Source organism: Pseudomonas sp. XWY-1 (genome assembly GCF_002953115.1).
Lineage (GTDB): Bacteria > Pseudomonadota > Gammaproteobacteria > Pseudomonadales > Pseudomonadaceae > Aquipseudomonas > Aquipseudomonas alloputida.
The window spans coordinates 4,569,645-4,590,921 of the sequence record NZ_CP026332.1 but is presented as its reverse complement, the minus strand read 5'-3'; the positions used below and the strand labels follow the sequence as shown (position 1 = coordinate 4,590,921).

The following is a 21,277-nucleotide window of genomic DNA, read 5'->3' as shown; positions in this document are numbered from 1 at the left end:
AATCGCACCGCACTTAAGGCCTGTGCAGTATCTGTGGGAGCGGGCGTGCCCGCGAAAAATCTAACTGCCTTCGCCTGCCATGCGCCGCTCATGCTGAAACTTCCAGCGCACGTACAGTAGCCCGGCAATGAACAGCCCCAGGCTCACCAGCACTTCAAGCCAGCCGAATACCGCCCGCGCCGGGTCGAACGCCGCCAGCACGCCCTTGATGAAATAGATATTCACCACGAAGCAGGTCCAGGCATGCGCCCGGGCGCTGCCTTTCAGCATGCCTGGCAGCAGCAACAGCAACGGCACCAGCTCGATCGCCAGGATCACCTCGACCCGGGCCCCATGCAGGTTGGCGAACCACAGGTTGTTCACCACCAGCAGGGCGATCAGGCCGAAGAAGCATGCCAGGCTCAATGCCCGCGTCAGGCGCAGGCGTGGTACCAGCCATTGGAGTGGCGGCAATACCTTGGGCTTTCTAGCCACGCGCCGCCTCCAGGGCCTTGGCCGTGGTCGCCAGACGTTGGCCCAGGGCGCGGCACAGGGTGACTTCGTGTGGGTCGAGTTCACGCTTGCCATCGGCGCCTGCGTGGTGGCTGGCGCCATAAGGCGTGCCGCCACCACGGGTCTCGAGCAGTGCCGACTCGCTGTAGGGCAGGCCCATCACCAGCATGCCGTGGTGCATCAGTGGCAGCATCATCGACAGCAGGGTGGTTTCCTGGCCGCCGTGCAGGCTGGCGGTGGAGGTGAACACGCCAGCCGGTTTGCCGACCAGCTCACCGCCGAGCCAAAGGCTGCTGGTGCCGTCCAGGAAGTACTTGAGTGGCGCTGCCATGTTGCCGAAGCGGGTCGGGCTGCCCAGTACCAGGCCAGCGCAGTGGCGCAGGTCATCAAGGGTGGCGTACAGCGCGCCACTGGCCGGAATATCCGGGGCCACCGCTTCGCATTCGGTGGAAATAGCCGGTACCGTGCGCAGACGCGCCTCCATGCCGGCCAGCTCGATACCGCGGGCGATGTGCCGGGCCATTTCGCTGGTCGCGCCATGGCGGCTGTAATACAGCACCAGGATGTAGGGCGCGCTCACGGCAGGATCTCCAGCACTTTTTCCGGCGGGCGACCGACCACGGCCTTGTCGCCGGCAACCAGGATCGGCCGCTCGATCAGTTTGGGGTGCTGGGCCATGGCCTCGATCAGTTGCGCGTCGGTCAGTGCCGGGTCGGCCAGGTTCAGCGCTTTATATTCGTCCTCGCCGCTGCGCAGCAACTGACGCGGGGCGATGCCCAGCTTGCCGAGCAGGGCCTTGAGGGTGACCGCGTCGGGCGGGGTTTCCAGGTAGCGCACGATGGTCGGTGCCAGGCCGCGGGCTTCGAGCAGTTCCAGGGCGCCGCGGGATTTCGAGCAGCGCGGGTTATGATAGAGCGTGAGGTCAGTCATGTCGGGTCGCATCCAGCTGGGTGTGGCGGCTATTCTAACCGCAGCGACTGACCAATTTGCTTTAAAACTCGAGAAGGATTGACCCATGGCAAGGCGTCTGGCAGCAGTACTGGCCATCACCGCGAGCCTGTTGCTCGGTGGTTGCGGTGCCGATTACGGCGTGGACCAACACGGTAATACGGTTAAGGCCGAGCAGATCGAAGGGCACTGGCTGGTGCTCAACTATTGGGCTGAATGGTGCGGACCGTGCCGTACCGAAATCCCGGAACTGAACGCGGCGGCCAAGCAATGGGCGGCTGATGGCGTCAAGGTGGTGGGGGTGAACTTCGATGGCCTGCAGGGGCAGGACCTGAAGCAGGCTGCCGAAACCCTGGGTATCGGTTTCACCGTGCTTGCCCAGGACCCGGCCGAGCGCTATGACCTGCCGCGCAGCGAGGCGTTGCCGGTGACCTACATCATCGACGACAAGGGCAAGGTGCGTGAGCAGTTGATGGGCGAGCAGACCCTGGAAGGGTTGCAGGCCAAGATCAAGGCCCTGAAAGGCGCCTGATGCATTCGGGGCCGCTTTCGCGGCCCTTCGCGAGCAGGCCCGCTCCCACAGGGGGGACGCGACAAACTGGACTGCCCCCCAAAAGTTGGACAGTTTTAAGCTGCAGCCTGAGCCCTGTACTCCACAGGGCTCAGGCCATTGAGCCTCAGCTTGATGCGATCATGGTTGTAGTAGTGAATGTACTCATCCAGACCCGCTCTCAGCTCATCAATGCTCTCGAAACGCTTCAGGTAGAAAAACTCAGATTTGAGCGTGCCGAAGAAGCTTTCCATGGCCGCGTTGTCCAGGCAATTGCCTTTTCGAGACATGCTCTGCTTTATCCCGCATTCGCTTAGCTTACGGCGGTATTGCGCCTGCTGGTAATGCCATCCCTGATCCGAATGCAACACGAGCTTCGGTTTCTCTCCCAGGCAATCGAGCGCTTTGCCAAGCATGTTCCCAACCAGGCTATAGCACGGGCGACTGGCCATTTCGTAGGCCACGATTTCGCCGTTGTACAAATCCATCACGGGCGACAGATAGAGCTTCTGTTGAGCTACTTTGAACTCGGTTACGTCAGTCACCCACTTCTGGTTTGGGCGTTGAGCGACAAAATTTCGCTCCAGTACATTCGCTGCCACTTTGCCGACGGTACCTCGATAGGAGCGATATTTCTTGGGGCGCACTACTGATTTCAATCCCTGCTCAGCCATCAGCCGTTCAATGACCTTCTTGTTCACCCGCTTTTCCTTCCTGATTACGAGTGCGATACGGCGATAACCATAAAGCCGTTTCTGCTCGTGATAGACGCGATGCACCAATGCCTTGAGCTCAGCATGCCGGTCTGGCTTCTGCTGAGCTTTGAGCTGGTAGTAGAAGGTGCTGCGCGCCAGCTCGACCAACTGAAGGAGGTCAGGCAAAGGAAACCTGCGCTTGAGTTTGGAAACGATCAGGGCTTTTTCCCGCGTGTTCGTTCCTTTTCCTCGCGCAGAGCCTTGAGCTCCTTTAGGACAGCATTCTCCATGCGCAGGTACTCAAGTTCAGCCATCAGCTGATCTCGAGACTTCTGATCATCATTGGTATCGGTGGGTTTGGCAGGCTTGATCTTCTTCGACACGTCGATTGGCTTTCTTGGCTTGATGGCAGTAGAGGGTGCAGGACTGCCACTGTAGTACTGCCGCTGCCAAATGCCTATCTGAGAGGACTGCCCAAGACCAAAGTGGGCAGCGGTCTGGCGCAGCGAAAGCCGATGCTCGTGCATATAGCTAAGCACCTGCTGTTTGAAATCACTGGTATAGCGCCGCCCATGCGAGCCTGGACCAATGCCATTATTGGCCTGATAACTGGCCACCCAGCGTCGAAGCAGGCTGAAATCGATACCTAAGTGTTGAGCCACCTTTCGGAAACCGTTGCTGCCATCCAGGTAGGCTGTGATCGCTGTGAGCTTGAATTGCTCGGTGTACTTACCCATAGATCCCCCAAGGGTTGGATTGGTGTCCAACTTCTTGGGGGCAGTCCAAACTGTGGGAGCGGGCGCGCCCGCGAAGGGCCGCAAAGCGGCCCCGGCAATCCTCAGCCTTCCTCGGGCCAGAAGCGCAGCGGCTTGCCTTCGGCTGGCCAGAAGCGCATTTGCCCCACCGGTGATACATCCCAACGCTCTACCGTTTCCAACGCCTGCAGGAAGCGCTTTTCCTGTTCCATCAGCGCGGGTGCGCACAGCTTGCGGGTCTTGCCGACCTTGCCGAAGCTCAGGTGTTCGCCATCGAGCGTGTAAGGCGCAAACCAGTGGTTGCAGCCGCCGTTGCCATAGGCACGGCCGTCGCTGGCCAGGGTCAAGGTCAGGTGGCTGTAGTCGATCAGTGGTCGTTCGCCAATCCACTCCAGCACGTAGCTGCGTTCCTGCTGCAGCCGGGAAGGTTCCGTGGCGCAGCCGAGCAGGCCGGTTGCAATCAGCACGCCGGTCAGCAGATTCTTCACTCGGCGCTCTCCTGGCAACGCGGGCACAGGTGTTTTTCGCCACGGCTGGCCCAGCCCAGCTCTGCGATACGGGCGCTGGCAGCCGGCTGACGAGCTGCCTTGCCGAGCTTGGCGTCTACTGCGAACTCGAAGCCCAGCACCGCATCGCAGCGATCGCACTCGACCTGCCAGGTGAGGATTTCCAGCTCGTTGAATACCGGGCCGCTCGCCACGGCAACCCACTGGCCGCGTGGGTTGATCAGGTGGCGCACGCTTTCCACGGTCAGGCGCATGGACAAATCCTTGCTGCCCTTGAGCGTGACCAGCAGGCTGTCGCCTTTTTGCATCGAACCGCCGTTGCCCGTGACCTGATAGCGGCCCGGCACCAAAGCGCGGCACTCGATCAGGGTGTGTTGCGGGTTGAAAAGGGTGTAGCGAAAATCGTGTTCGACCATGGGTCCTCCAGAAATGCCGCGTATCCTAGCATTAACCCATCACCAGGTTCTGTGGATTGCCTGCCGCCCAGCGGTTGATGTTGTCCAGTGTGGTCGCGGCAATGGCATCCAGCGCCTCGCGGGTGAGGAAAGCCTGGTGGGCGGTGATGATCACGTTGGGGAAGGTCAGCAGCCGAGCCAGCACATCGTCTTGCAAGGGCAGGTCGGAGCGGTCCTCGAAGAACAGTTGGGCTTCTTCTTCGTAGACGTCCAGGCCCAGGTAGCCAAGCTGGCCGCTTTTCAGTGCGTCGATCAGCGCCGGGGTGTCGACCAGCGCACCGCGACCGGTGTTGATCAGCATGGCGCCGGGCTGCAACTGGGCCAGGCTTTGCGCGTTGATCAGGTGCCGAGTGTGTTCGGTCAGTGGGCAGTGCAGGCTGATGATGCGGGCTTCGCGCAACAGCTCGGGCAGGGCCATGTAGCGGGCGCCAAGGGCCAGCAGCTCCGGGTTGGGGTAGGGGTCGTACGCCAGCAGCTGGCAGCCGAAACCGGCCATGATGCGAGCGAAGGCGGCCCCGATCTGGCCGGTACCGACGACCCCGACGGTTTTCCCGTGCAGGTCGAAGCCGGTCAGCCCGTGCAGGGTGAAGTCACCTTCGCGGGTGCGGTTGTAGGCCCGATGCAGGCGTCGGTTGAGTGCCAGGATGAGCGCCACGGCATGCTCGGCAACGGCGTGTGGCGAGTAGGCCGGCACGCGCACCACGGCCAGGCCCAAGCGCTGGGCGGCGGCCAGGTCGACGTGGTTGTAGCCGGCCGAGCGCAGGGCGATCAACCGCGTGCCAGCGGCGGCCAGGCGCTGCAGCACCGGCGCGTCGAGTTCGTCATTGATGAAGGCGCAGACCACCTCAAAGCCATCTGCCAGGGCGGCGGTGTCGAGGGTCAGGCGGGCGGGCTGGAAATGCAGCTCCAGGGCGGTGCCGCTGGCAGCCTTGGTGAAGCTTTCCTGATCGTAGTGCTGGCTGCTGAACAACAGGGCGCGCATGGTCGAACTCCTTTGCAATGCATGTCTTGGGTGGGTCACTGCCTGTCAAGGCATGCCCAGCGTGGCCCAGATCCCCTCAAGCGCTCAATCTGGCCTGTGCCGCCAGCCGGCTGATCGCGCTGTCCAGTTCATCCAGGGCCTGCTGTGCCTGGGGATTGTCCTGCTTCAGCAAGGTCTCGCTGCGTTGGCACGCTGCCCGTAACTGCGGCACGCCGCAATAGCGTGAGGCACCGTTCAGACGGTGTACCTGCTCGATCAGGCCATTGCGGTCATCGGCGGCGCGGGCGGCGCGTATGGCTTCGCGGTCTGCATCCAGCGAGGCCAGCAGCATGCTCAGCATGTCAGCCGCCAGATCTGCCTTGCCAGCGGCCAGGCGCAGGCCCTCTTCGGGGTCGAGTACCTTCAGTTCGTCGCCGTTGGTCAGCAGCTCGGCCTGTGCCTGCTGCGGTGTGCCCAGGCTCAGGCCGGTCCACTTCATCACCACCTGGGCCAGTTGCCGTTCGCTGATCGGTTTGGTCAGGTAGTCGTCCATGCCGCTGTGCAACAACGCGCGTTTTTCGTTGGCCATGGCATGGGCAGTGAGGGCGACGATCGGCAGCGGGTTGCCGCTCTGGGTGTTTTCCCACAGGCGGATCTGTTCGGTACAGGCGCGGCCGTCCATGCCGGGCATCTGCACATCCATCAGCACCAGGTCGAACAACTCTTCCTGCACGGCCTGTACCGCCGCATAACCATTGTTGACGGCCAGTACCTCGGCACCCAAGTCTTCGAGCAGGGTTTTTACCAGCAGCAGGTTGGCGGCATTGTCGTCGACGCAGAGTATTTTCGGTCGTCGCTGGCCGTTGGCGTTGCTCCCCTCGGCCAGCGGACGGCGAGGTTGTACCAGCTCCAGCAAGAGGCGCCGCAGCTTGCGGGTGCAGGTCGGCTTGGACAGCAACTGGCCATGGCCGTTGGGCAGGTACGGGTGGTACAGCGCCTGCTCGGTGGTCGGGCACAGCACCACGCATTGGCAGTGGTAACGCTCGAGCTGCTGATGATAACGGCCCAGTTGCTCGGGCGACAGGTTACCCAGGTTGGCCCCGAGCACCGCGAACTCGAAGGGCAGGCCGGCCTGGCTGGCGGCCTGCACCCCCTGCAGCAACTGGTCGTAGGTAGCGAACAGGCTCACGCTGAGGCCGCAGTCTTCCAGCTGGTGCTCCAGTGCCTGGCGCGCCAGTTCGTGGCCATCGACAATGGCAGCACGGCGGCCCAGCAATGGCTGCGGTGGCAGCGCTTCGGCATCGTCATGAGCCTTGGGCAGGTTGAGGCTGATCCAGAACTGCGAACCTTCGCCCGGGGTACTGTCGACACCGATCTCGCCGCCCATCTGTTCGATCAGGCGCTTGGAAATCACCAGCCCGAGACCGGTGCCACCGGGCTGGCGGGCCAGTGAGTTGTCAGCCTGGCTGAAGGCCTGGAACAGTGTGCGCACATCCTGTGGCGACAGGCCGATGCCGGTGTCCTGCACGCTGATGCGCAACTGCGCGCAGTCTTCGTGCTCGTCTTCCAGCATGGCGCGCACGACGATGGTGCCTTCGCGGGTGAACTTGATGGCGTTGCTGACCAGGTTGGTGAGGATCTGCTTGAGCCGCAACGGGTCGCCAACCAGCGAAGCAGGCGTGTCGCGGTAGATCAGGCTCAGCAATTCCAGCTGCTTGGCGTGGGCGGCCGGAGCGAGGATGGTCAGGGTGTCCTGGATCAGGTCCCGCAGGTTGAACGGTATGCTGTCGAGCACCAGCTTGCCGGCTTCGATCTTGGAGAAATCGAGGATCTCGTTGATGATTCCCAGCAGGTTGTCAGCAGACTTCTCGATGGTGTTCAGGTAGTCGAGCTGGCGCGGTGTCATCTCGCTTTTTTGCAGCAGGTGGGTAAAACCGAGGATGCCATTGAGCGGGGTGCGGATTTCGTGGCTCATGTTGGCCAGGAACTCCGACTTGATGCGGCTGGCCTCAAGTGCCTCTTTGCGCGCCATGTCCAGCTCGATGTTCTGGATTTCGATGGTTTCCAGGTTCTGGCGCACGTCTTCGGTGGCCTGGTCGATGCTGTGTTGCAGTTCTTCGTGGGCGTTTTGCAGGGTTTCGGCCATGCGGTTGATGCCGTGGGCCAGTTCGTCCAGCTCATGGCTGCCCATGGTCGGCAGGCGTTCTTCGAGGTGGCCGTCCTTGAGCTGATTGACCGCGTGCTTGATGCGTTCGATGGGGTCGTTGATGGTGCGGCTCATGCGCAGCGCCAGCAGGCCGCTGAGTGCCAGGCAGGCGAGAATCAGCAACAGGCTGGTGAACAGGTTGCGGTAGCCGCGCAGCAGCGTGCCGTCATGCGACAACTCGATCTCTACCCAGCCCAGCAGGCGCTCGGCTTCGGCCGGCACGGCGTCGGTGGCCAGGTCGCGGTGGTGGCCGAAAACTGGCATCAGGTAGCGGGTGGCGTCGTTGCCACTGCGCTGCAGGAGTTGGGTGCCGGTACCGCCGCTGGGCGGCAGATTGAGCATGCTCGGGCCGGCGTGGGCCAGGCGCGTGCGGTCCGGGGCCAGAAACGCCACTGCGCGCACATCGGCCTGCTCCAGGGTTTGTGCGGCAATTCTCTCCAGTTGCGCAGGCACGAGCCGGGCCATGGCGGGTGCGGCCAGGGGCGCCAGTTGTTCGGCGATCATCTTGCCGCGCTGCAGCAGCTGGGTGCGCAGGTCGTTCTGTTGCAGCCAGGTGAAATAGCTACCCAGCACCAGGGCCATCAAGCCGGCCGGTAGCAGTGCCAGCAGCAGTACCCGGCTGCGGATTCCCAAGCGATCGAGCACACTCGCCTCCTCTGATGTGCCTGGATGCCGTCAAGTGGTAACGGCCAAGCCGCGAAGTTACTCCGCCTGCCGCACCATTGCATCTCTTTAGTACGTGTTATGCGCCGTTGCCGAGGCATTGGTCGCAGTGCGGTTGCCTGGCAGGTGGCGAATGCTCAATAATCACGCAATTGAGAATGCATGGCAGTTGCCAATGAATCCTGTATCTATTTACAACACCAACATCCTTGCCATCGAGGACGACCCGGTGCTTGGTGCCTATCTGCAGGAAGAGCTGCAGCGTGGCGGCTGCCAGGTCACCTGGTGCCGCAATGGCCTGGAGGGCCTGGAAACAGCTGGCCGCCAGGCTTTCGATGTGGTGCTGATGGACATCCTGCTGCCCGGGCTTGATGGGCTGGACGCCTTGGCGCAGTTGCGCAGGCACAGCACCACACCGGTGATCATGATGTCGGCGCTGGGGGCCGAGGCGGATCGTATCAGCGGCTTTCAGCGCGGCGCCGACGATTACCTGCCCAAGCCATTCAGCATGGCCGAGTTGCAGGTGCGCATCGAGGCGATTCTGCGCCGCGTGGCACTGGAGCGGCGGCATCAGGGCCCGCTGGAGCAAGCCGGCTGCGGCGAGCTGCAGTTCGATGAGGGGCTGTGCGACGTGCGCCTGAATAGCCGCCTGGCAGGCCTGACCCCCAGCGAATACCGCCTGCTGGATATCCTCAACCGCAACCTCGACGAAGTCCTCAGCAAGCCGTTCCTGTACCAGCATGTGTTGCAGCGCGGCTATTCACGGCATGACCGCAGCCTGGACATGCACGTCAGCCAGATCCGTCGCAAGCTCAAGGGCATCGGTTATCACGAACGGCAGATCCGCACCGTGTGGGGCAAGGGTTACGTGCTCAGTGCCAGCGAGGCGGAGTGAACCATGCTCGACCGCCATTCGCTGTTCTGGAAGCTGACCATCTTGCTGGTGGGCTTCTGCCTGCTGATGATCGGCCTCAGTTATACCTGGGGCCGACACATGGAAACCCAGAATGCCTTCCTCTCGGAGTCGGCACGGCAGACCTTGCGGGGTTATGCCGCCGAAGCTGAGCAGGCCTGGCGCAGCGGCGGGCGGGAAGGGCTGGACCAGTGGGTGGCGGCCATGCATCAGCGCGAACGGGGCTGGGTGGGCGTGCTCGACATCAACCTGCGCCCGCTCGACAACGCCACACTCAACCCACTGATCATGCAGCGTCTGACACGCCTGCGCGGTGTCGATTGGCCGATGAGTCGGCGCAGTGTCGACCAGCCGTGGGTGCGCATACCGTTCCCGGGGGCGCCGGAGCAGGGCATGCTGGTGATCGAACTGCCGCAGCGCTTCAATCCGGGGCAGCACCGCTTGCTGTGGCGCATTGTCACCAACGGCATCATCCCGGGGCTGTTCACCTTGCTGTTGTGTGTAGGCCTGTACCGCATGCTGATCGTGCCGCTGAACCAACTTCGCGAGCAGGCCAATGCCTGGCGGGCCGATCAGCTGTCGGCCCGGCTGGACTCGCGCACCATCGCCCGGCATGACGAGCTGGGCGAACTGGCGCGTGCCTTTGACCAGATGGCCGAGCGGCTGCAGGGCACGGTGGCTATGCAGCAGCAGTTGCTGCGCGACCTGTCCCACGAAATGCGCACGCCGCTGAGCCGGCTGCGGGTGGCCTGCGATGGTGAAACCGACCTGCAGCGTTTGCGTGACCGCCTGATCCGTGAAGTGGACTGCATGCAGCAACTGGTCGAAGACACCCTGCAACTGGCCTGGCAGGACGCCGAGCGTGCGCCGATGAACCTTGAGCCGATCGAGGTCCACGCCTTGTGGGAGTTGCTGGCCGAAAATGCCAGCTACGAGAGCGGCTGGTCGCCTGCGCAACTGCGCTGCGAAGTACCGGCCGACTGCTGGGTGCAGGGCAACCTCAACCACCTGGCTCAGGCGCTGGAGAACATCTTGCGCAATGCCATTCGCCACTCGCCGGCCGAGGGTGTGGTGCGGTTGGGTGGGCAGCGTGAGGGCAGCTATTGGTGGCTGTGGCTTGAGGATGAGGGTGGCGGTGTCGCTGAAGAAGACCTGGAACGGATCTTCGCGCCGTTCTCGCGGTTGGATGGTTCGCGGCCCGGGGATGGTGGCTTCGGCCTGGGGCTGAGCATCGCCCGCAGTGCCATCCAGCGCCAGGGCGGCACCTTGTGGGCGCAGAATGGCAACCGCGGGTTGCGCTTGTGGATGAGGTTGCCGTTGCATGTGCCGGCCGCTTCGCGGGTAAACCCGCTCCTACAGGCTTGCGAGTCCCCGTAGGAGCGGATTCACCCGCGAAGAGGCCAGCACATGTCACACCGTTATAGCTTGTAGCTATATGCACTACAGATTGCGTGATATGGCCGTGAAGGGTTTGCCGGTATGATAGGCACCCCCGCCGTCCGGATTGCGAAATACGCCATGACCTTGCAGTACCCAACCATCGCCGATTGCGTCGGCAATACGCCACTGGTTCGCCTGCAGCGCATCGCTGGCGAAACCAGCAATACCCTCCTGCTCAAGCTCGAAGGTAACAATCCTGCCGGCTCGGTGAAAGACCGCCCGGCCCTGTCGATGATCGCTCGCGCCGAATTGCGGGGCCAGATCAAGCCAGGCGATACCCTGATCGAAGCCACCTCCGGCAACACCGGCATCGCCCTGGCGATGGCGGCGGCGATCAAGGGCTACAAGATGATCCTGATCATGCCCGACAACTCCACCGCCGAGCGCAAGGCCGCCATGACGGCCTATGGCGCCGAGCTGATCCTGGTGACCAAGGAGGAGGGGATGGAAGGCGCCCGTGACCTGGCCGAGAAGCTGCAGGCCGAAGGCCGTGGCCTGGTGCTCGACCAGTTCGCCAACGGCGACAACCCGATCGCCCACTACAACAGCACCGGCCCGGAGATCTGGCAGCAGACCCAAGGCACCATTACCCATTTCGTCAGCTCCATGGGTACCACCGGTACCATCATGGGCTGCTCGCAGTACCTCAAGGAACAGAACCCCGCGGTGCAGATCATCGGCCTGCAACCGATGGAGGGCTCGGCTATTCCGGGCATTCGCCGCTGGCCCGAGGAATACCTGCCGAAAATCTTCGATGCCACCCGCGTCGACCGCGTGGTCGACATGTCGCAGCAGGAAGCCGAAGACACCACCCGTCGCCTTGCGCGTGAAGAGGGCATTTTCTGCGGCGTGTCTTCTGGTGGTGCGGTTGCGGCCATGTTGCGCCTGTCCCGCGAAGTGGAAAATGCCGTAATGGTCGCGATCATTTGCGACCGCGGCGACCGTTATCTGTCCACCGGCCTGTTTGATCCACGCTAAATGTCCAAGAAAAAAAGCAACAGCGGCCTGCGCTTCCAGCCGGCCGGCGGCAATCGCACCCCCCAGGTACCCGTGGGCAAGAAGCAGCGCCTGGACATCGAGCGCCTGGCCGGTGACGGCCGTGGCATCGCCTTCCTCGACGGGCGTACCTGGTTCGTCAGCGGTGCCTTGGCCGGTGAGGCCGTGGAGGCGCGGGTGCTCAACGCCCGTGGCAAAGTGGTCGAGGCCCGCCTGGAGCGGTTGCTGCAGGCCGCGCCCGAGCGCCGTGAGGCGCCGTGTCGCTACTACGACCGCTGCGGTGGCTGCAACCTGCAGCACCTGCCGCACGAAGCGCAACTGGCGCTGAAGCAGCGCACACTCGCCGAGCAGCTGCAGCGGGTGGCCGGCGTGCAACCCGAGGCGTGGGCTGCCCCCCTGAGCGGGCCGGAATTCGGCTACCGGCGCCGGGCCCGTGTGGCCGTGCGCTGGGACGTCAAGGCGCGTCAGCTGGAGGTGGGCTTCCGCGCCGAAGCCAGCCAGGACATCATTGCCATCGACGATTGCGCAGTGCTGGTACAACCCTTGCAGTCCATTTTGCGCCACTTGCCGACTGTGCTGCGTTCGTTGAGCAAGCCGCAGGCGCTGGGCCATGTAGAGCTGTTCAGTGGCACCGCCGAGGCGGTTCTGGTGCGCCACGTCGCGCCATTGCCGGCTGAGGACCAGGCCAGGTTGCAAGCGTTCTGCGAGCAGGCCAACGCCCAGCTGTGGCTGCAAGGCGAAGGTGAGCCGGCGCCAGTGGACCCAGCGGCGCAGTTGGGCTTTGCCCTGGCACCCTGGCAGCTGGAGCTGGCCTGGCGCCCGGGCGATTTCGTGCAGGTGAATGCTCAGGTCAATACGGCGATGATCGAGCAGGCTTTGGCCTGGCTCGCTCCACAAGCCGACGAGCGTGTGCTGGACTTGTTCTGCGGTCTGGGCAACTTTGCCCTGCCGCTGGCCCGCCAGGCGCGTGAAGTGGTGGCAGTGGAAGGTGTACAGGCCATGGTCGATCGGGCCGCGGCCAATGCCCGGAACAACAATGTGCATAACGCACGGTTTTTTCAGGCCGATTTATCGCAGCCTTTGGCCGGCACCGGATGGGCCGCCGAGGGCTTTTCTGCGGTACTCTTGGATCCACCGCGCGACGGTGCTTTCGAGGTGGTGCAAGGCATCGCCCGCCTCAAGGCCAGAAGGCTGGTCTACGTATCGTGCAACCCGGCCACGCTGGCGAGAGACGCCCAAGTGCTGGTCGGCCAGGGGTACCGGTTAAAAAGGGCCGGGATTCTCGACATGTTTCCTCAGACGGCGCATGTCGAGGCCATGGCGTTATTCGAAGCGGGCTAGCTGACTGGCCCCTTGGTGCGGTTGCCACGGAAGGGCGGCCGCACGGTGATCGCCAGCACACCCGTATGGTGTGCTGCATGGAAAGGTAAAACAAAGATGGTACAGGTGAGAGTGCACCAGCCGGTCAACACCGACGGCAGTATCAATCTCGAAGCATGGTTGGACCATGTGGTAAGCGTCGATTCGGCACTGGATCGCGCAGCGCTGAAAGAAGCCTGCGAGTTTGCCCTTGAGGTAGAGAAAAAGGGCAACCCGGCCAAGCATTCCTGGGCGGATGGTACGTCCAGCTTCCAGGCAGGCCTGGAAATCGCCGAAATTCTGGCTGACCTCAAGCTCGACCAGGACTCCCTGGTGGCTGCGGTCATCTACCGCTCGGTGCGCGAGGGCAAGGTCACCCTCGCCGAGGTCAGCCAGCGGTTTGGCCCGGTGGTGTCCAAGCTGATCGACGGCGTGCTGCGCATGGCCGCCATCAGTGCCAGCCTCAGCCCACGACAGTCGCTGGTGCTGGGCTCGCAGGCGCAGGTCGAGAACCTGCGCAAGATGCTGGTGGCCATGGTCGACGACGTACGCGTGGCGCTGATCAAGCTGGCCGAACGCACGTGCGCAATCCGGGCGGTCAAGTCCGCCGATGACGAGAAACGCCTGCGTGTCGCGCGTGAAGTGTTCGACATCTACGCGCCGCTCGCGCACCGCCTGGGTATCGGTCACATCAAGTGGGAGCTGGAAGACCTGTCCTTCCGCTACCTGGAGCCCGACCAGTACAAGCAGATCGCCAAGCTGTTGCATGAGCGGCGGCTGGACCGCGAGCGCTTCATCAGCGATGTGATGAACCAGTTGCAGAACGAGTTGCTCGCCACTGGCGTGAATGCCGACATCAGCGGTCGGGCGAAACATATCTATTCGATCTGGCGCAAGATGCAGCGCAAAGGCCTGGAGTTCAGCCAGATCTACGACGTGCGTGCGGTGCGCGTGCTGGTGCCGGAAATCCGCGACTGCTACACCGCGCTGGGCATCGTGCACACCTTGTGGCGGCATATTCCCAAGGAGTTCGACGACTACATCGCCAACCCCAAGGAGAATGGCTACCGCTCGTTGCACACTGCGGTAATCGGCCCCGAGGGCAAGGTGCTGGAGGTGCAGATCCGTACCCACGGCATGCACGAAGAGGCCGAACTTGGGGTATGCGCCCACTGGCGCTACAAGGGCACCGACGTCAAGCCCAGCTCCAACCACTACGAAGAGAAGATTTCCTGGTTGCGCCAGGTGCTGGAGTGGCACGAAGAGCTGGGCGACATCGGTGGCCTGGCCGAGCAGTTGCGGGTCGACATCGAGCCTGACCGGGTTTATGTGTTCACCCCCGACGGCCACGCCATCGACCTGCCCAAAGGCGCCACGCCATTGGACTTCGCCTACCGCGTGCACACCGAGATCGGCCACAACTGCCGCGGCGCGAAGATCAACGGCCGTATCGTGCCGCTGAACTACAGCCTGCAGACTGGCGAGCAGGTGGAGATCATCACCAGCAAGCACGGCAACCCCAGCCGTGACTGGTTGAACTCCAACCTGGGCTACGTCACCACCTCGCGGGCGCGGGCCAAGATCGTCCACTGGTTCAAATTGCAGGCCCGCGACCAGAACGTTGCTGCCGGCAAGACCTTGCTTGAGCGCGAGCTCAGTCGTCTGGGCCTGCCGCAGGTTGATTTCGAGCGCCTGGCCGAGAAGACCAACGTCAAGACCGCCGAGGACATGTTTGCCTCGCTCGGTGCTGGCGACCTGCGCCTGGCTCATCTGGTCAACGCTGCCCAGCAGTTGCTGGAGCCTGAGCGTATCGAGCAGATCGAGTTGGTGCCGCGCAAGCCTACCGGGCCGCGTACCGGCAAGCGTGGCGACATTCAGATCCAGGGTGTCGGCAACCTGCTGACACAAATGGCCGGCTGCTGCCAGCCGCTACCGGGCGATGCCATTGTCGGTTACATCACCCAGGGCCGGGGCGTGAGCATTCATCGCCAGGACTGCGCCTCGGTATTGCAACTGGCGGGCAAGGAGCCAGAGCGCATGATCCAGGTGAGCTGGGGGCCGATCCCGGTGCAGACCTACCCGGTCGACATCGTCATCCGCGCCTACGACCGCCCGGGCCTGTTGCGCGATGTGTCGCAGGTGCTGCTGAACGAGAAGATCAACGTGCTGGCGGTGAACACCCGTTCGAACAAGGAAGACAACACCGCGCTGATGTCGCTGACCATCGAGATTCCAGGCCTGGACGCGCTGGGGCGCCTGCTGGGGCGGATCTCGCAGTTGCCGAACATCATCGAGACGCGGCGTAATCGTACCCCTTGAGACCGGGGCGTCCGCTTCGCGGGTAAACCCGCTCCTACAGGATGGATGCAGGTTTGAAATCTGCACCGTACCTGTGGGAGCGGGCAAGCCCGCGAAGAAGCCACCACCGAAGGACCTGCCTGTATGACCTACACCCTTGACGACCTGCTGCACCTCATGGCCCGCCTGCGTGACCCGCAGTACGGCTGCCCGTGGGACCTGAAGCAGAACTACGCCAGCATCGTCCCGCACACCATCGAAGAGGCCTACGAGGTCGCTGACACCATTGAGCGCGGCGATTTCGAGCACCTGCAAGGCGAGCTGGGCGACCTGCTGTTCCAGGTGGTCTACTACAGCCAGCTGGCCCGCGAAGAAGGGCGTTTCGAGTTCGATGGCGTGGTCGACAGCATCACCCGCAAGCTCATCCGCCGCCACCCGCACGTTTTTCCGACTGGCGAGCTGTACGCGCCGGTGGACACGCCCAGCTTGAGCGAAGCCCAGGTCAAGTCGCGCTGGGAAGAAATCAAGGCCGAAGAGCGCGCGGAGAAGAGCCAGCCCGAACAGCTGTCGCTGCTTGATGACGTGCCGGCAACCTTGCCGGCGCTGTCGCGGGCAGCCAAACTGCAAAAACGTGCGGCCACGGTCGGTTTCGACTGGCCGGCGGCGTTGCCGGTGCTGGACAAGGTCCGCGAAGAGCTGGATGAAGTGCTGCAGGCCATGGCCGACGGCGACGCCGATGCGCTGGAAGATGAAGTCGGCGACTTGCTGTTTGCTGCGGTCAACCTGGCCCGCCACCTCAAGCAAGACCCAGAGCATGCGCTGCGCCGCGCCAATCGCAAGTTCGAACGACGTTTCCGTTTTATCGAACAGGCATTGCGCGACAGTGGCCGCCCCATTGAAGATTGTGACCTTGACGAGCTGGATGCCCTTTGGGGGGAAGCCAAACGTCAGGAAAAGAACCTGCCCAGCTGCGGCTGAGCTGTTGCATAAGTGAGTGAATATTCATGAGCCTTTCCCTTCGCGACCAATTGCTCAAAGCCGGTCTGGTCAACCAGAAACAGGTCTCGCAGACCAACAAAGCTGAAAAGAAACAGAAGCGCATGGAGCACAAAGGCCAGGTCGAAGTCGACGACAGCCAGCAGCGCATGGCCAAGGAAGCCATGGCTGAAAAAGCCCGGCGTGACCAGGAGCTGAACCGCCAGCAGCAGGAAAAGGCCGAGCAGAAGGCCCGTGCCGCACAGGTCAAGCAACTGATCGAGGCCACTCGCCTGCCCAAACTGAGCACCGAGGATTACTACAACTTCGTCGACGACAAGAAGGTCAAGCGCATTGCCGTCAACGCCCTGATGCGCACCAAGCTGAGCAACGGCGCGCTGGCCGTGGTAGCCCATGCCGGTGGTTACGAGGTTATCCCCCGTGAGGCCGCCTTGAAGATCCAGGAGCGCGACCCTGGCCGTATTCTGCTGCTCAACAGCCATGTCGAGGAAACGGACGAAGACGACCCGTACGCGGCTTACAAGATCCCTGATGATCTTATGTGGTAATCACGAAAACCCCGCCTTGGCGTTAATGCGGTTCATTCAAGATCGCAGGGCCGCTCTGCGGCCCTTTCGTGACACGCGCGTTCTCCAGAGGACGCTGGCCTTGTGTCGCGAAAGGGTTCGTCGCGCGCTGAACCGGCGCAGTTAGTCTGTTGCACTATCGTCTTGGTTCCCTCCGTTCGTCGGACATTTCCTAGGGTTCCGGCACAACGGCTAGCCTCCAGCTTAGCGTCAGGGATAGCGCTGAACATTCGGTCCAGGAAGGGCCATTACGCCTCGTCGTCCCGACGCTTTATCTGCTGAGGAGACGACAATGAAAATAACCCTGAAACGGCTGGCGTGCCTGGGTGCAAGTTTCACCAGTGCGTTCGCCATGGCCGATGCGGCCAGCCCGCCGGTGCTGTCACCTGCGATTCCCTTCGACGTCACCGCCAATCCCCCCTTCACCCTGGACAACCTGCAACACGATTTCGACGTGCTGTCGTGGCAAACCTTCGTCGCCCTGAACTGGCCCGCCAACGCCGACGGCAGTGCCAACACCTCGGCGAAGATCGGCGCGCCCGGCAAGACGGTGTGGGAATCGTGGAAAGAAAGCTATGAGATCTTCCTGCCCAAGGGGCAGAAACCCGTCGCCTGGGACCAGCAGGCGCCCGTGCCCGCGGCCTGCCAAGGCAAGGGTGACTTGCCGGTGCTGCAACAGATGGGCAAGGTCGCCGGTGTGCTCGATGAGTTCATCCAGCCGTTCAAGACCGGCCCGCTGGTTGACCAAAGCGGCACCTACACACGCAACGCGATCATGGTCAACCAGCCGATGTTCGATGACATCGTCAACAATGGCCTGTACAGCAAGGAAGGCCAGCAAGCGTTCCTGAGCAAGGCCGACAACCGCATCGCTTTCGCCTGCGGTTCGCAGAAGGCCCAGCAGGTTGGCGCGATCATGGTCAAGTCGGCCTGGAAAGTGCTCGATGGCAGCGACAACCCGCAGGAGTTCCACGCCGTCGACGCGCTGGTCTACACCCCCGGCAACGCCGACCCGAACAAGGGGGCGGTGATCCCCGAGTCGTGCAATGCGCAGAAGGTCGGGCTGGTAGGCCTGCACATCGTGCACAAGACCGAAGGCGCACCTCAGTGGGTATGGTCGACGTTCGAGCACGTGCGCAACGTGCCGGAAAAGACCACGCCAATGAACGAGCGCAAGGGGCCTTACCTGTTCTACGACGCCCAGGCCAGCGACCGCCCGGTGAACGAGCCGCCCGCGCCACCGTGGGACCCGTCGAAGAAGGCCATCCCCTCGCAGATCGTGCGTGAAATTCCCATCACCGCCGCCACCCAACAGCTCAACACGCAGTGGCAAGGCGCGCTCAAGGGCACGGTGTGGGCCAACTACCACCTGATCAGCACCCAGTGGCCCACCGCCCCGGCCGATGACTGCCAGGGGCCGTCGCCAACCAACCCGCTAGGTACGCCTGCGCCGAACTTCCTGGCCAACGCCACCCTGGAGACCTACAACCAGGGCACCACCCCGCAGGCCTCGTCCAGTTGCATGGAGTGCCACAACAACGCGACCACCCGCGTGACCCAGTCACCGCGCACCAGCTTCGCCGATTTCACTTTCCTGCTTGAACGTGCCCAATCCACCGGCGCCAAGGAGTGATGCCATGAGCGACCAGAACCTGCAAAACTTCATCGGCTTGTCCGCCGTGCTCACTGGCCTGTCGGCCAAGCTGCTGGCGCCTTCCGTCGACCCGATCAACCTGCCGCCGGTGTTCTTCGCCACCGCCCAGCAAGGCATGGGCCTGGAGGCGTTCAGCAGCCTGCTGGAGCTGTACGCAAGCATCCAGAGCCAGCCGCCCGCGCAAATCGCCAGCGCCGTGCTCGATAACGCGAACCCGCAAATCGCCCAGGGCGCCCGCTCGATCATGAAGCTGTGGCTGCTTGGCAGTTGGTACCAACCCTACGACCTGGGCAACGCCCGCACGGGTGATACGCGTGTGGTCTCCGACCAGGCCTACAAGGAGAGCTGGGCGTGGAAGATCGCCCAATCCCACCCCATGGGCTACAGCCAGTTCCACTTCGGATACTGGGGTGAGCAGCCACCGACCCTCAAGCAATTCACCGGTGTCGACGCCAAGGAAGGGCAGCAGCCATGAGCAATGTACAACCCCAGAACATCGAAACCGCCGATGTGATCGTGGTGGGCGCCGGCATGGCCGGCAGTGTCATGGCCTACCAGTTGGGCCTGGCCGGGTTGAAAGTGCTGGTGCTCGAATCGGGCCCGGCCATTCCGCCGAATCGCAGCGAGTACCTGGAGCGCTTCTACACCGCGGTGCTCAAGGCGCCCGAGTCGCCGTACCCACCTGAGCAGAGCGAGCAGACCCCGGCCACGCAGTTCGCGCCACGGGCGACCATCCAGGACCTGATCACCGCAGGTAGCCAAGACCCGAACAAGGCGCAGAAAAGCTACCTGGTGCAGAAGGGGCCGCACCTGTTCGCCAGCACCTACGAGCGGGTAGGCGGCGGCACCATGTGGCACTGGATGGGCACGGCCCTGCGCCTGTTGCCCAACGACTTCCGCATGCGCACTGCGTACAACGTCGGGGTCGACTGGCCGATCAGTTACGACGACCTGCAGACCGCCTACTGCCGCGCCGAGGAGGAGATGGGCGTGTCCGCCGATGTCGCCTCGCAGACCTACCTGGGCGTGACCTTCCCGCAGGGCTACAAATACAGCATGCATGGCATCCCGCCATCACTGGTCGACCAAGGCCTGGGCAAGCACGTCACGGGCACCATGTACCAGAGCCCGGAGAAGGGGCCCGACGGCAAGCCGTACCCAGGTGTCACCCTCAACGTCCGGCAGACCCCGGCCGGGCGCAACTCGCAGAATGATAACGGCCGCCGGGTGTGCGCAGGCAACACCAGCTGTACGCCGATCTGCCCGATCCAGGCCAAGTACGACGCCACCGTGACCATGGCCAAGGCACTGGATACCGGCAACGTGCGCATCCTTTACCAGACCGTGGCGAGCCAGGTACAGGTCGATGCCAATGGGGTCACGGGCATCGACTTCATCCAGTACCAGAACAACGGTACGCGCCAGAACGGCACGGCCCAGGGCAAACGCTACGTGATCGCCGCCCACGCGATCGAAACGCCGAAGCTGCTGCTCAACTCCATCGGCCCGAACAGCCCTAAAGGGGTTGCCAACAGCAGCGGCCAGGTCGGCCAGGCATTGGCTGACCACCCGGTGTACCTGGCCTGGGGCCTGATGCCCGAAGGCAAGCCGCTGTTCCCGTTCCGGGGGCCGTTGTCCACCTCGGGGATCGAGGACATGCGCGATGGCCCGTTCCGCAGCCAGCGTGCCGCCTGGCGTATCGAAATCGGCAACGAGGGCTGGAACTGGTCGGTGAACGACCCCTACACCTCGGTCTGCGATTTCATCGACGGCACCAACCACGGCGGCGCTAACCCCAGCAATCTGGCGTTGTCCGGCCAGGCGCTGGTGCAGCAGCTCAACAGCGTGCTGACCCGCCAGTTCCGTCTGGGCTTCTTGGTCGAGCAGGTGGAGAAAGACCCCGATAATGCGCTGTGCCGGGTGGAGAGGAGTACGGAGTTCTCCGACGGATTGGGCCTGCCTCGGCCGCAGATCACCTACGAACTGTCCGACTACACCAAGGAGGGTTTCAAGCAGGCGCGCCTGGCCGCTACGTACATCATCACCGAGCTGATGGGCGCTACCGAGCTGACCGACCTGAACCCTAAGCTCGAGCCCGGCTCGCAAACGGTGTTCGAGTACGACGGCCAGAACTACGCGTTCTACGGCGCTGGCCACCTGATGGGCACCTACCGCATGGGCTCGGACCGCACCAAGTCGGTGGTGGACAAGGACCAGCGCAGCTGGGACCACCCCAACCTGTTCCTGGTCGGCGACGGTGTGTTCCCCACTACCGGCACCGCCAACCCGACCTTGACCATCACCGCGTTGACGTTCCAGGCCGCCGACGTGGTGGCCAGCGACCTGCTCAAGCGCACCGTGCAGGTGCAGGCCAACCAGGCATGGCAGGGCACGGGCATGCAGGTCAATGGGCAGAGCTGGCAGTTGGCGGTATGCACGGGCGGGCAGTGGACGGCGAACCCGGCCACCGGCATGGTTGGCGCGGCGGGCAACCCAAGGTTGATCGCCAAGCCCGGCTATGCCTTGCCTGGTCAACCGGAAGGGGCGTTGATCGGGCGTATCGGCAACAGCGGCGTGCCGTTCCTGGTCGGCAACCAGGTGCAATTGCCGCGTGGCCAGCAAGGTGAGTTGCAGCTGTGCATCAATGACGACCTGGACGGGCGTTACGGGGCTGGCCTGAGCGATAACCTGGGCAGCCTGTCGGTAGAGGTGCGTTTCGGGGCGGTGTAGGCCCTGTCATGGCAACCCCACGATGCTCCGGCAATGCCGCAGCATTGTGGGGTTGCTCACTCAGCCCAGGCGAGTCAGGGGTTCGCCGCAATGG

19 protein-coding genes are annotated in these 21,277 nt (G+C 63.2%); 11 read left to right on the top strand and 8 right to left on the bottom strand.

Going from position 1 to position 21,277, the window contains the following annotated elements; translation table 11 throughout:
• Positions 1-60: 60 nt before the first annotated feature.
• Genes PRJ_RS21420 through arsC form a run of 3 tightly spaced genes read right to left on the bottom strand, consistent with a single transcriptional unit; the run spans position 61 to position 1,422 of the window.
• Positions 61-474 carry a DUF2069 domain-containing protein gene (locus PRJ_RS21420; RefSeq protein WP_021785866.1) on the bottom strand — a complete coding sequence of 138 codons (414 nt, stop codon included), beginning with the start codon at positions 472-474 and terminating at the stop codon, positions 61-63.
• Positions 467-1,072, bottom strand: a complete 606-nt coding sequence (gene wrbA, locus PRJ_RS21415; RefSeq protein ID WP_104962427.1) for an NAD(P)H:quinone oxidoreductase — start codon at positions 1,070-1,072, stop codon at positions 467-469. The genes PRJ_RS21420 and wrbA overlap by 8 nt, the downstream gene beginning before the upstream one ends.
• Entirely contained in the window at positions 1,069-1,422 is a 354-nt protein-coding gene (gene arsC / locus PRJ_RS21410) for an arsenate reductase (glutaredoxin) (protein WP_104962426.1), read from the bottom strand. The genes wrbA and arsC overlap by 4 nt, the downstream gene beginning before the upstream one ends.
• An 85-nt stretch (positions 1,423-1,507) precedes the next feature.
• On the opposite strand from arsC, the gene PRJ_RS21405 reads away from it, so the two are divergent.
• Positions 1,508-1,972 (top strand): peroxiredoxin family protein, encoded by a 465-nt coding sequence (locus PRJ_RS21405; protein WP_010952706.1) that lies wholly within the window; start codon positions 1,508-1,510, stop codon positions 1,970-1,972.
• A 95-nt stretch (positions 1,973-2,067) separates the two neighbouring features.
• Here the strand turns inward: PRJ_RS21405 and PRJ_RS21400 are convergent.
• The 5 genes from PRJ_RS21400 to PRJ_RS21380 form a co-directional block, all read right to left on the bottom strand.
• Positions 2,068-3,422 (bottom strand): IS3 family transposase gene (locus PRJ_RS21400; RefSeq protein ID WP_104960958.1). Its coding sequence is split into 2 segments (ribosomal slippage): positions 2,068-2,946 and positions 2,949-3,422, totalling 1,353 coding nucleotides; the frame shifts between segments, so codons are not numbered across the junction.
• A 101-nt stretch (positions 3,423-3,523) separates the two neighbouring features.
• Positions 3,524-3,928 (bottom strand): META domain-containing protein, encoded by a 405-nt coding sequence (locus PRJ_RS21395; protein WP_014592116.1) that lies wholly within the window; start codon positions 3,926-3,928, stop codon positions 3,524-3,526.
• Complete coding sequence (locus PRJ_RS21390) at positions 3,925-4,362, bottom strand: hypothetical protein (RefSeq protein ID WP_014592115.1); 438 nt, start codon at positions 4,360-4,362, stop codon at positions 3,925-3,927. Before PRJ_RS21390 ends, PRJ_RS21395 begins: the two co-directional genes overlap by 4 nt.
• Positions 4,363-4,393: 31 nt before the next feature.
• The gene (locus PRJ_RS21385; protein ID WP_104962425.1) at positions 4,394-5,383 is read right to left on the bottom strand and encodes a 2-hydroxyacid dehydrogenase; all 990 of its coding nucleotides are present in this window, start codon (positions 5,381-5,383) and stop codon (positions 4,394-4,396) included.
• A 76-nt stretch (positions 5,384-5,459) separates the two neighbouring features.
• Positions 5,460-8,213 (bottom strand): response regulator, encoded by a 2,754-nt coding sequence (locus PRJ_RS21380; protein ID WP_104962424.1) that lies wholly within the window; start codon positions 8,211-8,213, stop codon positions 5,460-5,462.
• Between the two features lie 193 nt (positions 8,214-8,406).
• On the opposite strand from PRJ_RS21380, the gene PRJ_RS21375 reads away from it, so the two are divergent.
• The 10 genes from PRJ_RS21375 (at position 8,407) to PRJ_RS21325 (ending at position 21,183) form a co-directional block, all read left to right on the top strand.
• Entirely contained in the window at positions 8,407-9,126 is a 720-nt protein-coding gene (locus PRJ_RS21375; protein WP_104962423.1) for a response regulator transcription factor, read from the top strand.
• Between the two features lie 3 nt (positions 9,127-9,129).
• Positions 9,130-10,521, top strand: coding sequence for a sensor histidine kinase (locus tag PRJ_RS21370; protein WP_104962422.1), 1,392 nt, complete (start codon positions 9,130-9,132; stop codon positions 10,519-10,521).
• Between the two features lie 141 nt (positions 10,522-10,662).
• Positions 10,663-11,562, top strand: a complete 900-nt coding sequence (cysM, locus tag PRJ_RS21365) for a cysteine synthase CysM (RefSeq protein ID WP_010952713.1) — start codon at positions 10,663-10,665, stop codon at positions 11,560-11,562.
• Positions 11,563-12,921, top strand: a complete 1,359-nt coding sequence (gene rlmD, locus PRJ_RS21360; RefSeq protein WP_010952714.1) for a 23S rRNA (uracil(1939)-C(5))-methyltransferase RlmD — start codon at positions 11,563-11,565, stop codon at positions 12,919-12,921.
• Between the two features lie 96 nt (positions 12,922-13,017).
• The gene (gene relA / locus PRJ_RS21350; protein ID WP_003252420.1) at positions 13,018-15,258 is read left to right on the top strand and encodes a GTP diphosphokinase; all 2,241 of its coding nucleotides are present in this window, start codon (positions 13,018-13,020) and stop codon (positions 15,256-15,258) included.
• 123 nt (positions 15,259-15,381) lie between these two features.
• Complete coding sequence (mazG, locus tag PRJ_RS21345; RefSeq protein ID WP_003252422.1) at positions 15,382-16,215, top strand: nucleoside triphosphate pyrophosphohydrolase; 834 nt, start codon at positions 15,382-15,384, stop codon at positions 16,213-16,215.
• Positions 16,216-16,241: 26 nt separating this feature from the next.
• Entirely contained in the window at positions 16,242-16,781 is a 540-nt protein-coding gene (locus PRJ_RS21340; protein ID WP_003252424.1) for a DUF2058 domain-containing protein, read from the top strand.
• A gap of 310 nt (positions 16,782-17,091) precedes the next feature.
• Positions 17,092-18,432, top strand: coding sequence for a cytochrome C (locus tag PRJ_RS21335; protein ID WP_104962420.1), 1,341 nt, complete (start codon positions 17,092-17,094; stop codon positions 18,430-18,432).
• A 4-nt stretch (positions 18,433-18,436) separates the two neighbouring features.
• Complete coding sequence (locus PRJ_RS21330) at positions 18,437-18,928, top strand: sorbitol dehydrogenase (protein ID WP_104962419.1); 492 nt, start codon at positions 18,437-18,439, stop codon at positions 18,926-18,928.
• Positions 18,925-21,183, top strand: coding sequence for a GMC oxidoreductase (locus PRJ_RS21325; protein WP_104962418.1), 2,259 nt, complete (start codon positions 18,925-18,927; stop codon positions 21,181-21,183). Before PRJ_RS21330 ends, PRJ_RS21325 begins: the two co-directional genes overlap by 4 nt.
• Positions 21,184-21,277 lie beyond the last annotated feature (94 nt).

Coding starts and splice junctions, on each gene's coding strand:
- arsC (WP_104962426.1), bottom strand. CDS start 1,422: ATGACTGACCTCACGCTCTATCATAACCCGCGCTGCTCGAAATCCCGC.
- PRJ_RS21405 (WP_010952706.1), top strand. CDS start 1,508: ATGGCAAGGCGTCTGGCAGCAGTACTGGCCATCACCGCGAGCCTGTTG.
- PRJ_RS21390 (WP_014592115.1), bottom strand. CDS start 4,362: ATGGTCGAACACGATTTTCGCTACACCCTTTTCAACCCGCAACACACC.
- PRJ_RS21385 (WP_104962425.1), bottom strand. CDS start 5,383: ATGCGCGCCCTGTTGTTCAGCAGCCAGCACTACGATCAGGAAAGCTTC.
- PRJ_RS21375 (WP_104962423.1), top strand. CDS start 8,407: ATGAATCCTGTATCTATTTACAACACCAACATCCTTGCCATCGAGGAC.
- PRJ_RS21370 (WP_104962422.1), top strand. CDS start 9,130: ATGCTCGACCGCCATTCGCTGTTCTGGAAGCTGACCATCTTGCTGGTG.
- cysM (WP_010952713.1), top strand. CDS start 10,663: ATGACCTTGCAGTACCCAACCATCGCCGATTGCGTCGGCAATACGCCA.
- rlmD (WP_010952714.1), top strand. CDS start 11,563: ATGTCCAAGAAAAAAAGCAACAGCGGCCTGCGCTTCCAGCCGGCCGGC.
- relA (WP_003252420.1), top strand. CDS start 13,018: ATGGTACAGGTGAGAGTGCACCAGCCGGTCAACACCGACGGCAGTATC.
- mazG (WP_003252422.1), top strand. CDS start 15,382: ATGACCTACACCCTTGACGACCTGCTGCACCTCATGGCCCGCCTGCGT.
- PRJ_RS21340 (WP_003252424.1), top strand. CDS start 16,242: ATGAGCCTTTCCCTTCGCGACCAATTGCTCAAAGCCGGTCTGGTCAAC.
- PRJ_RS21335 (WP_104962420.1), top strand. CDS start 17,092: ATGAAAATAACCCTGAAACGGCTGGCGTGCCTGGGTGCAAGTTTCACC.
- PRJ_RS21330 (WP_104962419.1), top strand. CDS start 18,437: ATGAGCGACCAGAACCTGCAAAACTTCATCGGCTTGTCCGCCGTGCTC.
- PRJ_RS21325 (WP_104962418.1), top strand. CDS start 18,925: ATGAGCAATGTACAACCCCAGAACATCGAAACCGCCGATGTGATCGTG.